General features: G+C 46.5%; 16 protein-coding genes. 14 read left to right on the top strand and 2 right to left on the bottom strand.

Annotated features, from left to right (window positions below):
• The 5 genes from CSR02_RS16910 to CSR02_RS15255 all read left to right on the top strand — a co-directional run.
• Positions 1–250 (top strand): hypothetical protein (locus tag CSR02_RS16910; RefSeq protein WP_208616841.1); only part of this gene is annotated, 250 nt, incomplete at its 5' end.
• Positions 247–660, top strand: coding sequence for a hypothetical protein (locus tag CSR02_RS15270; protein WP_099542248.1), 414 nt, complete (start codon positions 247–249; stop codon positions 658–660). The genes CSR02_RS16910 and CSR02_RS15270, both read left to right, overlap by 4 nt.
• The gene (locus CSR02_RS15265) at positions 653–1,039 is read left to right on the top strand and encodes a hypothetical protein (RefSeq protein WP_099542247.1); all 387 of its coding nucleotides are present in this window, start codon (positions 653–655) and stop codon (positions 1,037–1,039) included. Before CSR02_RS15270 ends, CSR02_RS15265 begins: the two co-directional genes overlap by 8 nt.
• 20 nt (positions 1,040–1,059) lie before the next feature.
• On the top strand, positions 1,060–1,479 hold the full coding sequence (locus CSR02_RS15260) for a DUF4031 domain-containing protein (protein ID WP_099542246.1): 420 nt from the start codon (positions 1,060–1,062) through the stop codon (positions 1,477–1,479).
• 293 nt (positions 1,480–1,772) lie between these two features.
• Positions 1,773–2,270, top strand: coding sequence for a hypothetical protein (locus tag CSR02_RS15255; RefSeq protein WP_099542245.1), 498 nt, complete (start codon positions 1,773–1,775; stop codon positions 2,268–2,270).
• A gap of 363 nt (positions 2,271–2,633) precedes the next feature.
• Here the strand turns inward: CSR02_RS15255 and CSR02_RS15245 are convergent, their stop codons facing one another.
• On the bottom strand, positions 2,634–3,242 hold the full coding sequence (locus CSR02_RS15245) for a hypothetical protein (protein WP_124296585.1): 609 nt from the start codon (positions 3,240–3,242) through the stop codon (positions 2,634–2,636).
• Between the two features lie 210 nt (positions 3,243–3,452).
• Between CSR02_RS15245 and CSR02_RS15240 the strand changes: the two genes are divergently transcribed.
• The 6 genes from CSR02_RS15240 (at position 3,453) to CSR02_RS15215 (ending at position 12,651) form a co-directional block, all read left to right on the top strand.
• Positions 3,453–5,177, top strand: a complete 1,725-nt coding sequence (locus tag CSR02_RS15240; protein WP_099542243.1) for an ICP22 family protein — start codon at positions 3,453–3,455, stop codon at positions 5,175–5,177.
• Complete coding sequence (locus tag CSR02_RS15235) at positions 5,177–8,233, top strand: type IV secretory system conjugative DNA transfer family protein (RefSeq protein ID WP_099542242.1); 3,057 nt, start codon at positions 5,177–5,179, stop codon at positions 8,231–8,233. The genes CSR02_RS15240 and CSR02_RS15235 overlap by 1 nt, the downstream gene beginning before the upstream one ends.
• A 93-nt stretch (positions 8,234–8,326) precedes the next feature.
• Positions 8,327–9,049 carry a prepilin peptidase gene (locus CSR02_RS15230; protein ID WP_099542241.1) on the top strand — a complete coding sequence of 241 codons (723 nt, stop codon included), beginning with the start codon at positions 8,327–8,329 and terminating at the stop codon, positions 9,047–9,049.
• Between the two features lie 240 nt (positions 9,050–9,289).
• Positions 9,290–10,507 (top strand): FAD-dependent thymidylate synthase, encoded by a 1,218-nt coding sequence (thyX, locus tag CSR02_RS15225; protein ID WP_373319846.1) that lies wholly within the window; start codon positions 9,290–9,292, stop codon positions 10,505–10,507.
• 83 nt (positions 10,508–10,590) lie between these two features.
• Positions 10,591–11,142 (top strand): hypothetical protein, encoded by a 552-nt coding sequence (locus CSR02_RS15220; RefSeq protein WP_099542240.1) that lies wholly within the window; start codon positions 10,591–10,593, stop codon positions 11,140–11,142.
• A 66-nt stretch (positions 11,143–11,208) separates the two neighbouring features.
• The gene (locus tag CSR02_RS15215; RefSeq protein ID WP_099542239.1) at positions 11,209–12,651 is read left to right on the top strand and encodes a tetratricopeptide repeat protein; all 1,443 of its coding nucleotides are present in this window, start codon (positions 11,209–11,211) and stop codon (positions 12,649–12,651) included.
• 224 nt (positions 12,652–12,875) lie between these two features.
• Here CSR02_RS15215 and CSR02_RS16410 read toward each other — a convergent pair whose 3' ends face one another.
• The gene (locus CSR02_RS16410) at positions 12,876–13,190 is read right to left on the bottom strand and encodes a hypothetical protein (RefSeq protein WP_143225631.1); all 315 of its coding nucleotides are present in this window, start codon (positions 13,188–13,190) and stop codon (positions 12,876–12,878) included.
• 336 nt (positions 13,191–13,526) lie between these two features.
• Here CSR02_RS16410 and CSR02_RS15205 point away from each other — a divergent pair, with 336 nt between their 5' ends.
• The 3 genes from CSR02_RS15205 (at position 13,527) to CSR02_RS15190 (ending at position 15,327) form a co-directional block, all read left to right on the top strand.
• Positions 13,527–14,267 carry a DUF5131 family protein gene (locus CSR02_RS15205; protein ID WP_099542237.1) on the top strand — a complete coding sequence of 247 codons (741 nt, stop codon included), beginning with the start codon at positions 13,527–13,529 and terminating at the stop codon, positions 14,265–14,267.
• Between the two features lie 77 nt (positions 14,268–14,344).
• A complete protein-coding gene (locus CSR02_RS15200; protein ID WP_099542236.1) occupies positions 14,345–14,944 on the top strand; it encodes a hypothetical protein in 600 nt (199 codons plus the stop codon).
• Between the two features lie 95 nt (positions 14,945–15,039).
• Positions 15,040–15,327, top strand: a complete 288-nt coding sequence (locus CSR02_RS15190) for a transposase (protein ID WP_408736573.1) — start codon at positions 15,040–15,042, stop codon at positions 15,325–15,327.
• The last annotated feature ends 16 nt before the right edge of the window (positions 15,328–15,343 follow it).

Raw genomic sequence — 15,343 nt, 5'->3', positions numbered from 1 at the left:
GGTCGGAAGCTGGGTGGAGTGCCACGGGGAAATCAAAACGGCGCAGATCGCGCTGTCCCGCCTGAATAGGCATGACGCACGTGTTGGCTACCGCCGTCCACTCCCCCGGCCCACGGATGTAACACATCCGTGGTCAGTGGTTGGCCTCGGACGTCACAAAACGCCCGGAATGGTCATGAAAATCCCGGTCGTAATGGGAAAGATGGATACTCCATCAACCCAATATATGCCAGATAGCCAAATAAGATGAACAAATACCCTGATTCATACCTTCTTGATGCACTAGACAGACATGCACTGAATCTATCTCCCACTATATCCGGTTACGGAGCTGTAGCACCAGATGGTCGGGACTTCTGGGGAAAGAACATAAGAGCGTGTCTAAATTCAGCGGTTAGTGCGCTAGAATGTGACAAAGAGAACACCTTCCAAGGCTTTTCAAAAGGCGAAAAGGTGATGATTTCTCCTCCTTGTACCCCTCAGATAATTTCTTATGGAGGAGCAAGAGAAGGTTTCCCTGCAAACACAGTAGGGAAAACTGGTCTGATTTCATCTTTTGATCGGAAAACTCTGTCACTCAAAACTGTATGCGTCACTATCGATGGCCAGTCTTACTGGGGGAACCATTCCGAAATTAAGAAGGTTCAGGACAATGCCTGATACGATTAAAGACGACACAATTTTTCATCAGTTGGATGCCTTGTCGATCAAGTTGCAAGCTTTATCAATCATGCGGTTACTTGAAGGCACATTATCAGATGCGGGTAAAACTTCAATAATAGCCAATGCTCTAGAACAGGCAGAAAATTCAGGACGAAAATCTGCCATCGCAGAACTGGAGCAGAACGGCAGCAGAAACGTAAATGGTGGGATTGATAGGCTGGATCAAGCCGAACTTAGTGCCCTTCTACGCCAGGCACACTTTAGGCGCGATCTGGATATGATATTGGCTATTGGCCTGTGCATGAAACGCAAAAAAATGCAGATAGAAAAACCCAATCCTTTCAGAATGCAGTCCCGTCACAAAACGGAAAAATGAGATCAGGAAATCCATAAATTATGTCTGTTTTCGTTGATGATGTACGGCATCGTTTTGGCAGAATGATCATGTTCCATATGTGGGCAGATAGCCAAGATGAACTACTCTTGGCGGCCGCACGCATAGGAATCAACAGGCGATGGTTACAAATGCCGCCCAAGGCATCTTGGGTTCATTTTGATATATCCCTTTCAAAGAAAGAGTTGGCTATTCGAAATGGTGCCATTTTGACTGACAAATATGGTCCAGTTGAATTCCTGATCAAGCAAAGAATTGCCATACTAGAGCACTCAGAACTCTCGCAGACAGGTGACATTAAGCATAGAATTAAAAAATTATACGAAAAACTAAGGCAAATCGAACTCATCCGCTCTCATTCAAAATCAATCGCCAAAGAAAATGAGGATCTTCACATGCCAGCACAACGCTCTTTCTTCTGAGCGGTGCTGATTGGAGTAAAATCATATCCCACCATGAGATGAGTTTCGCATATGTGTTCCCGCTGAGAACACACTATAAACGGCGCATCGACCTTTCCCGTTGACATTCTCCCCGCCCTAAAGGACGGGGCTTTACGACTCATCCGGTAAAAATGAACAGCCACAATGCTCTATTGGGCAGGATTAATTCCTTATCCTGGCCAGTAAGATGTGTCAGCACTCCCCTTTTCTCTCATGCATCATCAAATGCTAAATCATGTGAGACCTACGATAAATGCGCAGAAAGACCTGTCATGTCTGACCTTCTAGCTTCGCCCACAAAAGACGAGGAATCTCAATTCCTGTATGGTGAATGTCATGTTCTTGCTGTGGCTTTGCATAGGAAGTATGGATGGCCATTGCTTGTTGTAGAATGTTATGATGAGCCGTATTGGGTGGATCCCGAAGATCCAGATAATACACTCCCTTCAATTTTCCATGTTTATGCGCTTGACGAAACAAGTGGTCTAGCATGGGACATTAGGGGAGCTCGACCAGAAAATGAGGTCATTCAAGATGTGGCCCAAGTGTTTGACACGGACGCATTAAGCCTCTCGACTGACACTCTATACTCTGAAGAAGAATTGAAAAATCTTGTCGGATATTGGGCTGACGATGGTGATGAGCCGATAGACCGGCCTCTTTCAGAATACGATGACAACGATGTTAGAGAAGCCCGCATTACCATTGAGGGTCTTTTGGCCCCAATTATTCAGCAGGCACACAATATCCGTTGCGAATGCTCCCCCTAACGGAAGATCTGTGCACTACGGCAACGGAAATGTGGTCACATTCACTCACCCCTCCCTCAAGGACGGGGCACTTGGCATGTGGACTGCGGCGAGACGCTCAGCTTCAGCGAAGGCCAAATCCCGCGGTTTGAAAGGCCCAATATCATTCTCTTTCAGATCAGGCAGCCACATAGGCAGGAAGTACCATCCTCCAGCTCGATAACTGACAGGGCTGCGAACTGATCCAACCCTTGGCGAATAAAACCAACCCCTATCAATCCCATCTCTCTGCCAGGCAATAGAAATTTTCTTTCTGGAGGTAGTAGGCATTTTTCGAAATCCATTTTGGTTAATATTCATTCAGTATATCATTTAACATTATTTTTATTCAACCAAACACTTCCATGGCCCAACCATTGTTAGTGGCAAGACCTCTTGTTCTTCCCCGGTAAATATTTTTCGGTTGACTGTGGATATTGTGATAATCCGCATTTGGTTTGGTGCACCTTCTGTGCGTTTTTTGTCCCAAATACGCGCTAGTTCCGGTTGAATGGGAACCCAAAGCCTTAAACCTTTGGATGCTCTCTCGCCATTCTCTTTGAGAACACCATCTGAGGAGAATGCCAGCCATGGCATATTTTTGGACATTCTAACAAACCCAGCGTATTCCCAACCGGGAGCCAGAAACGCAGGCAAGTCCTGATCTTGCACTCCGAACTCTACAGTTTCACCGTCATCACCAATCGTAAAACGTTTCGAAATTGCCGGAGTTACATAGATAACATCATAGTCATGTTTTTTAATAACGGTTAATCCTGACATTTTATCTAGGCCTGCAAGCCATATGACTAAAGGATTATCGATATCATTGCCTTCAAGGGAAGCATTAGTCCTTACCCTTGGCATATAGCGTACAGTTGGACGATAAGTGTCGCGAGAAGGATTGGGCGCCTCATAATTCTTTAGAGCAGCTTCAACGTAATTTTCTGCCACACCCATTTTCCTTGCTTCAGTCTAAATTAGTTATGCATTTCTGCCATTTATGGCGTGATGTTCAGTTTTTCCTGCGTACAGCAAATCTCGTTCGCTACACTGTTTCATATCATTCACGAACGCTAGGCAAGAACAAGTTCTCATCATGTTTATCCATGAGGTTTTACTTATTCAACCTGGAAGTTTCAAGAGCGTTACAGGTATGATTTGATGGAAACGTCACATTCAGAACAACTAGACTTTGTCTTGAAAAGATTGCGTGACGCTTTTCCTCATGATGCTTTATTCAAGGAAAAAAGCCTTCCTTCTGGCACGTCTTACCTTTTGGTAGAAATTCCAGATCCTCAAGATACAAAATATGTTTCTATTTGGTTTCAGAGAGATATCGGCGACAATATCCCTTCTGACGCTGAGATGATGCAAGTCTTGCATGATCAGTATGAGCCTGCTGCCTCCGCTCCTTATCTTTTTTTGAGGTTAACTCTAACCCCTGTTTCTTCCGAGGTAGCAGTATCTCAAAACGTGTTCTCTTATGAACAAGAGGACATTCTGACAGGAAAGCTGTCATCATTCCTTACTGTGCGCCCTTCAGGCTCATTAACTCAGGACACTTTAGAGACATTCCCCTCAACAACGCCTTTGGAGCATCAAGTTCTTGCACAGAGTGAGCAAAAGAATGGCGAGGGACAATCACTTCAAGCGCCACCACAACAGTCTAGGCCAGAAAACGAACAAATCTCTGGAAATGAATCCGGGGAAGAAACAGGAGGCCGAGTCATTGAAGGAACAAGCCTCAACTCAAGATCTGATAATGGCCCAGTTGAACCAGATGACAACATCAGTCTCCAACATAGAGACGCATATTCGGGCGATGGAAATGAGGCAGTCTCTGATGCGGAGATCCCAGACCACATCGGAGGAGCGCCGGATATTGTTCCAGAGAACGATCCTCTCCATCATGGCTTTGATCACTCTGGCGGTCTTTCATATCTGGTTGAAGAAGAAACTCAAAAGCCAGCATTAGAAGGCCCTGCTCCGCCCCATCAAGCCGGAGACAATGAACAACATGGCCAGGAAGAATTCATTGAGGATGGAGAACCTCAATCAGATGATCCTGAAAGTTGGGTCAACCATAGCATTCCTGACTATGAAGATGATGAGGACGAAGCCCTCCCAAAAATCGGTGACATTGGCTCCCCGCCGGATATCTCCACCGAAGAAAACAAGGCAGATATACCATCAGAAGCACCGGAGCAAAGAAGTGAACCCACATTGCCTGACAATTCCCATGAATTGTCAGATGAAGTCGTGGATCTAAAAGGTGGACTGAATGAGTTAATTGAGCCCCCTCCCAACACTCCAGAGATCAACACCAATCAGACGGAATTTCCAAGACCGTCTAAAGACGCCATCGTAATACAGGGCGTCCCACAAGTTGGTAGAATAGCAACGGAATTACCAAAGCTCTCGCCCAATGATCCTCTCCTAACGGCATTATCGGCAACAATATCCTCTATCATAGGAGAGAGCCCCTGCTACTACAGTGATGCGTATTTTGAACTCAATGACCTTGTGGACCCACTGAACATGTTGCCGGCCATTCTGGTCGCTGCAGCTCAATGGGCTACCCCACTCGTCCTTAAATACAAGGGTAAAGGAGGATTTTCTTTTGCTCTGAAATCTATCCCTCCAGGGGATGATGATACCTCGTTATTTGGATACTCAGTCACGCATCTCAAAGCCTCATCCACGCATACATTCCTTATGTCAGTTGCGGGGTGCCTGGAAAAATGCGTTGTGTCCTTTGCAAACGGGCAGCGCGCCGTAGATCTCTCCCCGATCGTTGAGTCTTTCGCCATGTGGGCCGACTATTGGGGGCTTCTCGCGGATGAAGATGAATCTGCAAGCGACCTATCCTCAGAGGGCGGCCTCTGATGGCAGTCAAAACAAAACAAATCAGAGGTGCGGTTGAAGGTCAGGAGGTCTTCCCTGATCTAACAACGATTGACATCAGAACTAAAACGCAGAAGCGGCGTGACTGGTTTAAGGATATCAGCAATCTTTTGATGCTTCAGATGGCATCATTGGTGATGCTGTTTGTCGTTCCTCAGGTTGGCATCCCCTGCATACTATTTTCTCTTGCGATCTACTCAATTTCGAGCGGAAAGCCCTCCGCTCTTCCCCTTAAGAAGCCTGTACAGTCAAAAGAAATCGATCCTAATGAGGCAATCGGAGGGAAAGCCAGGCCTGCAGCCGGAATATTCTATCTGGGCAATGACATGGCAACAGGTGAAGAGGTCTGGCTTTCGAACTCTGACGCTCGTCAGCATTTTACCGTAATTGGAACAACGGGTGCCGGTAAAACTGAAACGTTAATCGGATATGGGGCGAATGCCCTATCTTGGGGATCCGGCTTTATTTATGTTGACGGCAAGGGTGACGTATCCTTGTTCGCCAAAGTCTTCGTAATGCTGAGGAAACTCGGTCTCGAAGACAACTTGCTTATCATGAATTTCATGAACGCTGCCCTGCCGGGGATGACCGGGTACCGCAAGAAATCATCCAATACGACCAATCCTTTTGCGTCGGGGAGTTCTGCTGACCTCACACAGATGGTCGCCAGTCTGATGGATGAAGCCGGAGGTGATAGCGCAACGTGGAAATCCCGCGCAATTGATATGTTGACTGGGGAGATGGATGCCCTTTGCTGGTTGCGAGATAGAGGGATCATCGAACTCGATGCTGGGGTCATTTCAGACTTTATGACCCTTGAAAAACTGATGGAACTGGCAAAGCCGGAAAATTATCCCGACATGCCTCCTAAAACTAGGAAAGGTGTACAGACTTATCTGAACTCCATTGGCGTCAACATGGAGAAAAAGGCCTCAGAGCAAGACAAGACGCCAAGGGATCAACATACCTACCTTCTGATGCAGTTCCAGAAGGTTCTGGGAACACTGGTCAAAGTCTACGGATACATCTTTGAAACGCAGTTCGGTGAAGTCGACATGTATGATGTCATTCTTAACCGGCGTGTTCTTATTGTCATGTTGCCTGCGCTTGGTAAGGCAATGGACGAAATTATCGCACTGGGGAAAATTGTCGTCGCAACGCTGAAAGGGATGATGGCCGCGACGCTTGGCTCTATGGTTGAGGGAACGTGGGATCAGGTCGTTGAGAACCGCGTTACAACATCGAATTCCCCAGTCGTCGTGGTGTTTGACGAAGTGGGTTACTATCTTGTCCCTGGTATGGATTTGATTGCTGCTCAGGCCCGCGGTTGCGGTTTCTGTCTAATCTATGCCTCACAGGACGTGGACTCCATGGGGCGAATAGATCAGAAAATCGCAAACTCGGTTATCGGTAACACCTCGACAAAGTTTTTTATGAAAATCGAGGATGCGAACTCCACAGCAGATTTGGCTATTAAGCGCGGGGGAAAGATTACCCGCGCTCGCGCGCAGTCATTTGACCGCAGAGACCCTTCTAATGACCAGTTCTACATGGGCGATTCATCATCATATGAAGAGATTAGCCGTGTTGACATGATTGACCTTGTTTCTCAGGGCGCCGGTGAAGGTCATCTTACCCACTTAGGCAAACTTATCCGCATGCAGGCATTTTATGCGGCCCCAGAGAGAACCGTAGATCTTAAGAAAATTAAGCTTTCCGCAAATTATTTTATTCCTGTGCCAAGGCCTAGCCCCGCTGATCTGCAGATCGATATCAGACATCCACAAATTCTGGCGATGCTTGTAGATGATGGTCAGATCGAAAAAATGAAGAACGCTGTGAAAGCAGCAGAAAATCGTTTAAACAACTACAGAGAAGCGGACTCATTGCATGACTCTGGAGAAGATGAAGGCCAGGAGTTTACTCGCGATGAAATCCTTGATCTAGCCTGCGCCATCAATCCCGAAGGCGGCACGAATAAACCCCTCATTGAAGTGGCCTGTTCTGCAATCGCTTATATCCGCATGCGCAAGGAAGAAGCTTTAGGGTTAACGCCAGCAGAAAGCGATGATTACGAGAGCAATAACGCTGGCTGGGGAAGCACGGCCAATGGCCGCTCCTTTGCTGGGTTGCCTGACCGTATGGAATCTCGCGGTTACAACGATATGCCTCCAGCACGTGCAGGGAAAAGGAACCCGCTCGATGGTATAGGCCTGTCTTCTGCAGGCGAGGAATTCAGGCGCAAGGCGGCCCTTGGCAATTGGGGTGACGTGGCGGATGAAGATGCTGAGGACAACACAACACCTCACAAAGCGACCGTCGATGATAAAGAGATCCCATTCGATGATGGTAGCAAACTATCGGCTAACCCGATTATCTTGGATGGCTTGGCCGCAGCGAACAGAGTTGAAGAACATCATGATGATGAAGTGAATACCGCTAGAGATAGCGAAACTGAGGCCGCTGAAGGAACCTCTGCAATTGAACAGACGGAAGAAGCTCTCTCCGGGTCCGAAACTGTCTCTGGCAATGAGGTACAAGAGGAAGAAAGCACTGCGAAGTCTAGTGAGGATGGTGGCGCGTCATTCCTAGATAATATTTTCTCTACTGAAGGCGTAAATCCTGATGAAGAAGGTGAAGAAGGAAACGATCATATTGCATCGAATGAAAATGAAAATCCTGTAGAGGACGCACATAATCCAGACAGTGATGATCAACAGACCGATGGATTACCACCCACTAACACAACTGAAGGCGCCCACCTTTCGCACACTCAAGCAGAACAATCCGAAAAAGAGCAATCCACTCAAGTTGCAGAACATTCCACATCAGAGCAATTGCATGCTCCGATTGACACCTCAGAAACCCCAGTCGAGACCTCAGCTCCACCACAACAGCCCATTCAAAGAAAGACCGTTCAAAGTGAACAACCTTCATCGGGCAAAGATGATCGTGACGCCAACGGCAACATAATCATTAGGGACGCGGCCGGCATTCACGCAGATCTATTCGGTGGGGATGATGATGAGGAAGAATAGAATTCTATTGAGGCGCCCTTTTAGGAAGGACCAGGCTCGATATCGGGCAACCCCACTCATTCTGCCAAAACAAGATTTTTAAGGAAGCAGGCTATGATCAACTGGCAAATTATTTGTGCCTCATCCTTAGCTTTGGCCCTTTTGACCCTCGCACCTTATCTTATTGACAAGGCTCTTATATGGCTTCCTGTGATAGGGAACCTCCGATCATATCCCCATAGATTTATCTCCATAAAACTGATCACAGGAATCATGTTCATTGTGAGCACGATTTACCTTGCTCAGGTTATTAACGGTCAGAATATATATCAATGTTCATTTGAGGCTATCGGGCTAACCTTTGCCTTGGCCCTTGGCCTGATCGACTTTCAAGATAGATGGTTGCCTGGATATGTCACTGTACCAATGCTCCTGTTGGGATTGATGAACTCAACCTTATCCGGGGATGTAAACTGCGCAGTTTTTGGAGCTGCTGTTGCATGGTTGGCAATGACATTCGTTATAACAGTTACGTCCGTTCTATGCCGTTCAAACTTTATGTCTGGAGGGGATATGACCATGGCCGCCTCCTGCGGGGCGTGGTTAGGTCTCAACCATTTGCTAGACTTCTTCATTTTTACCGGCGGTATTCATCTCTTAATGTGTCTCTATGCCAAGAGATCTGACATTCCCCCCGCCCCTTCTGGGGAAACACTAGATTTACCTCCAGTACAATGCCCCATGGGGCCAGCAATGGCCATGGCTATGACGATAAGTCTTGTCTTTTCAAACTGCACAACTCATTCGTCTTTAGGTGTTTTCGGAAATATCCTTTAAATATGGACTAGATCATCATTGCATCGATGGATAAAGATTAAGCCTTAACCTTTAGCGGATCATCAGTAATTTCCGATTAATGGGTGAAAATGCGATAATCCTAACTGGCGCGGTCATTCAGAAAACTAAGCCATTTAGAACGGAGTAAATGATGCAAAAGGCCATTTATGAGGATCGAACTAATCTTCATAAGGCCTAGTGCCTCTATCCATGATCATGTTGAGAAAAGCAGGCTTTAATATGACTTCAAATACAAATAGCACAAATAGCGAAGAAAACTCTCCCAACTCCCCCTCGACAAACTCAAAATCTAACAATGAAAAGACACAGATACCTAACGGGGGACTAATTGCATCTCCCCATGATCAAAATGACTGTATTCAAGGCCAGGAACAGTCATGGGGATCGATGTTGGGGACAGGTGAAATGGTCGTAAATGGCGCCACAGTTGACTTGCACCGATCTAACAAGGATGTCAGCGTTCCGGTAAAAGTGCCCGTAAATTGTGCAAATGGCCTTGAAGTCATGAAAAGCATGGGGCTCGTGCCAATTGACAATGACGATTTTAAAACTCTCGATCGCCCACATGTGCAGGAACTTGATGACATTCTTGGTCTTGCCTGGCCTACCCTTGACCATGGGTTTGTGCGGTTGATTGATTATATGGGCGATCAGGAGGCCATCATTCAGGCCGCCCGTGTTTCTTATGGCAAAGGGACAAAATCAGTCACAGAAGATACCAGTCTTTTGCATTACCTTTACAGAAATCGACATTCTTCACCATTCGAAATGTGTGAAATTAAATTACATGTCAAATTACCAATATTTATTGCCCGACAATGGATAAGACATCGCACAGCAAGCGTGAATGAGTATTCCGCCCGATATTCATTACTCGACAATGAATTCTACCTGCCCACGGCCGACAAAGTCGCATGTCAAAGCACTGACAATAAGCAAGGTCGAGGGGATGTGTTGCCGCTGGACAAGGCTTTGGAGGTCATCAAAATCCTCCGAGAAGATGCGGAGAGGAATTACGCTGACTATGAAAAACTTCTGGCTCCTGAGGATCAAAAAGGATTTGACGTTGCCCGTGAACTCGGCAGGATCAACCTCACCCTCAATACCTACACCCAATGGTACTGGAAGGTGGATCTACACAACCTTTTGCACTTCCTCTCACTTAGGATAGATAGTCACGCCCAATATGAAATTCGTGTCTATGCCCAGATCATCTCCAAGATACTTAAGCTTTGGGTTCCTGACGTATTTGAAGCTTGGGAAGAATATTCCCTCCAAGCCAAAACCTTTTCAAGAAGCCAGATCGCCGTTCTTCGGAAGATTTTAGCCTTCGCTCAAAAAGCTGGTCTTTCCGAGCAAGAATTAACTCAATATCTACAAATCCAGGGGGTCAAAGGCCGAGAAGCCAGAGAGTTCAAAGACCTTTTAATAGGCTGATACTTAACCTCTATGCCCCTTTCTCCACACTCTATTTTTAGGGTGTGGAGACCTCTCTACATTCCTTGTGAGATCTTCTCATTATGCTTCCAAAGTCCCGCGCTTTGCCTCTACTGGTCTCCTTCTCCTTAATCGCTCCAATTCTCAGTGGTTGCAGCACACAAACCCCTCCGTCTGCTTCTAAAAATTTACTGGCTGATATCCCTGCAAATGTCATTGAACCGACAGGTTTTGGCATGGGAGAAGAGCACATCCTCGATGCGCAGGGGCAGCAAAAAAAGGCAGATGCAGCACCGGCTGGCACCCCGCGCGCAACAAACAACTTTATTTTCGGAGATAATGTGGTCGCTTCTATCCTGATGCAGAACAATTGCGATGCAGAGGATAAGGAGCACATCCAGAAAGCCCTTCGTTTGGCTCAGGACGGTCAACATCCTCCCTTCGATATAAAACCGGGCACTGCCTCATCAATCCTTTCCCTCATACGCCACAACAACAAAAAAACTAGCAATCCAGTAGAACACACCTCCTCTGCTACACATGGCATTTCGGCAATTGCTGAAGGGGGAGAAATGGAAGCTCTTCCAGAAAACAAGTGGCGGCTAAGCATCCCTTACTCTCCCCCGAAAGACTGAAGCCGTCCCTTCCACTTTTTGAGATAAGCCAAACCTCAAACTTCCCTGTGAAAGTCAGTCCATAAAATGCCGACAGATCTGAGTGAAAACCACAAGCAAGCTTTGAACCATTATGTGAGAGGGCAAAACCTTGAGGCAATCAAGATCTTCGAGAGTGAATTAGCCATATCGGCCGGGTCCGCCAAAGATCAGGCGATCCTTCTGAATAATTATGCCGCGGCATTGAATAAGGCCAACAGGTTTGATGACGCATATAAAGCCGTTCAAAAGGCTCTCGGACTTGATCCTCAACTTGCTGATGCTTGGTGCAACCTAGGGAACGTTTTAACCCAGTTGCAGCGCTTTCCTGAGGCAGTTGCGGCCTATAAGCAGTGCCTAGATATTGACGGTTTCCATGCCATTGGCATCAGCAATATGGCTATGGCCGTTGATGTCCTCGGGAAAGAGGAGCTTGCACTCAATCTCCATAAAATGGCCGTCAAACTTGATCCTGAAAATGAGCAGACCAGGACCAACTATGCTCTCTCACTTCTCAAGTCCGGGCATTTTGAGGAAGGATTCAGGGAATATGAATGGCGTTGGACAACCTATCTTAAGCGCAAGGGTATGGATCGTCCTCAGTGGAAGGGTGAACCTTTTGAGGGGAAAACGCTCCTCGTGACAACTGAAGGAGGATATGGGGACATGCTGCAGTTTTGCCGCTTCCTGCCTCAGATCACATCTTCCCCCCATAGTGGCGCCGTTTGCACGACTGTACGTGCGCCCCTGTTAAGACTGCTTCGCCATTCCTTCCCAGATCAAGTGTTCACTGAAGAAAAAGAGGGGTCAGCATCACCACCCCATGACCTCCAGTCATCAGTAATGAGCCTTCCATTCGCTTTGGGTACAACGATAGATACCATCCCCCTCGCTGGCGGTTATCTCAGCGTACCCGAAGATATCAAGGAAGTTTGGAGGAAACGGGTAGAGGAAGACCTGAAGGATCCGCTCTTGTTGCAAAAAAAGAGCAAAAAGAGACCTCTTTTGATTGGCCTTGTATGGGCTGGAGCTGCCCATTCAGAAGTTAGGACCGCGGAGCTGGCCAATCGCCGGAGGTCGACAGATCTCGGGACGTTTGCCCCCTTGGCCCAGGCACTTCCCAACGCCCTTTTCTACAGTCTGCAGATTGGGGATAAAGCCGATCAGGCAGGATACCCTCCATCTGGCATGAGGATTATAGACCGCACAACACAGATTAACGATTTTGCGGATACTGCAGGATTGATCGCCAACCTCGATGTGGTTGTGGCTGTAGACACATCTACAGCTCACCTGGCCGCTGGTTTGGGGAAATTGGTCATAATGCTTTCAAGATATGACCAATGCTGGCGATGGATGAAAGATCGAATTGATACGCCATGGTACAAAAGCATGACGATTTATCAGCAGAAACAGCCCTTCGACTGGTCTTATCCAATTAACAGAGCATGCCGAGATTTGAAGCGGAAAAGTAACCTCATCTCATCTTAGGTTGACATTCTCCCCGCCCAGAAGGACGGGGCTTTACGGCGCATCCGATAAGGGTCCTAATTATACCTTTTTCAATTTTCAAAATGGAGTTTGTAGTTTTGATTAAGCAACTTAAAAGGGGCATCTAATAGGTGTTAATGTGCCCCTTTCCATCTCGAATACTGCCATAATTTAAGAGAGTGAATTCTATTAGACTCTCAAGGAGCCGAGTGCCTAATGGGCCATTAAGCTGCTGCATTTAGCGCCTTACGAAGAACAGGGGGTTCAAAGGGGCTCGGTATTTCCGGCAACCGCATGATGCGTTTAGAGCCATATGCCCATGCCGCTGAGTCTTCATTCCACTTGCCGACTGCGCCTACTAACAAGTCATTCTGACCGTCTTCTGTTTTCAGGTCATAGCCTGATAAATTCACACTAGGACCAGCGTGAGAACAGAATGTGCATTCCACTGCGGCCTTATTATTTTCCCTCAAAACCAAATCTTTTTTTGAAGGCCCTTGGCAACATGGGCATTCAGCAGGTTTGACTTTTTTTTCCATTTCAGGTCCCTCGATGAAAGAGCGGAAGACAGTGACAATATCACATTAGTCCTTTAATATATCATCATCTTAGAATTTCTAATCGATTAAGGTCAAATCAATGCGGCAAAACAAGCCTTCATTATCTGCATCTTGCTTTATTTATTTTTCCATCGTCATTTTAATAAGCGAATGGCTTGTGGGACGCTATCTCATAAAACTGTTTCGCAAGTCACTATATGACACTAACACATTCAACATTATTTCCGACACAACATTTATTGTGATCGCTATGACGGCATTCGTCTTATATCAGATTTTTAAGAGACAATTTGCTGCTTCCCACAAGGATAAGTGATGGCTGAAAACAGTTCTATTCAATGGACAGATCACACATTTAATCCTTGGATTGGATGTACCAAAATTAGCCCTGCCTGCGACAATTGCTATGCGGAACTGTATGATAACCGGTTTTCGAAACAAAGCAGATGGGGATCTAAAGCTGCACGTACACGTACTAAAAATTGGGGATATCCTAAAAAGTGGAATGCAATCGCGCAGCATTTGGGCGTCAGGAATAAAGTTTTTTGTGCAAGTCTGGCCGATGTTTTCGACAATCATCCAAGCATTGACCGATCCTGGCGCGAAGATCTGTGGAGCCTGATCCGCCAGACTGAACACCTAGACTGGCTACTTCTAACCAAACGCCCGCAGAATATAACGAAATTCCTCCCTCATGACTGGAGCGAAGGCTACAAAAATGTATGGCTTGGGACAACGGTAGAAAATCAGACGGAATATGACCGCCGCGTCCCAGTTTTATCCGATATCCCCGCGGAAAAACGGTTCCTCTCTATGGAGCCCCTAATCGGCCCAGTCACCCTCAGTAAGCCCGAAAAAATCAATTGGATCATCGTCGGTGGCGAAAGCGGATCATCTTTCAGACCGATAAATCCACAATGGGTCAGGCATATCCGCAATCAATGCAAAACAAACAACATCCATTTCTTCTTCAAACAATGGTCAGGACGCAACCAACGGGCCTTAAAAGGCCTTGGAAGAGAACTTGATGGTTTGATATATGACGAAAGGCCTTAAATTACGCCTTCATTTTGTTTACTTGTATTCTAATTCCCTTTAAAATATCACCACATAACGAAATCTGGCAAAGTGATATGACAAATAAATCAGACAATTCTCCTGAAATGGATTTGGAAACAGCCCGGTCAGAAATTATGACGGCCTTCCTTGTGCTCGGCATGTCAGAAGCATCTGCTACAGAAGCACTAGAAAAAGTCATTAAGATCTTCAAGGAAGAGGGAAGAAAAGAAGAAATAGGGCGTTTGTTAAATCCCAAGGAAGGTGATTTTCCAGAAGCAATCCAGGAATTTATTACTGGTATGACAGTATCGGTTGATGTAAGCCGACATGCTGAAAATGATGAAGAATGTGGTCTGCGATATTTCGGAACTCTCGCCGATTTTAGTGCCAGCAATGACGGAATGGATAAACATGGGTTGGTGGTAATGGTTGAAAAAGCCACTCCCAATTTCAACTTTTCACATCCTGGAGATACTTTGATCCTAGACTGGATCTCTAAGATGTTTGTTGCCTCTGATGAAGGCAGTGATGGTCAAAAAACCTTCACCCCTTCAATTCGTTTTCTGCGCCTTATCGAAAAATTTAGGGGATTGAGGGGAACCACCTTCCGACGCGCTTTGATTCCTCACATGCCGAAATATGTCACCAATAAACTTCCACATCATATCTATTGACTGGGTTTGACCTGATCCCTGCCTTTGCTAAGAGCCCTTTTGGAAATTCGCTATGATAGGTTTTCAAGAGGTTTTGAGCGTGATTCAAAGGCAGGATGTGGACGCCAGCACAACGAGGCCGCATGGCCGAAATTACACGCAAGACGAAACGCTATCCGTCTGATCTGACAGATGAGGAATGGGAGCGCATAGCGCCTCTGATGCCCCCTGCGAACCGGCGTGGTCGGAAACGGACAACCGATTTCCGTGAGATCATCAATGCTCTGCGCTATCTCGTGCGCTCAGGCTGCGGTTGGGAGATGCTTCCGGTTCATTTTGGCCCATGGCAAACTGAATTGCCCCGGGTTTTGTGGAGACGTTTTTTATCTGATTTAAGCGGCTAATGCATGTGATTTCTGT

The sequence above is a fragment of the Acetobacter pomorum genome (assembly GCF_002738225.1).
Taxonomy (GTDB): domain Bacteria; phylum Pseudomonadota; class Alphaproteobacteria; order Acetobacterales; family Acetobacteraceae; genus Acetobacter; species Acetobacter pomorum.
Note: the sequence above shows the minus strand (reverse complement) of the source record. Positions and strands in the feature narration are given on the sequence as shown.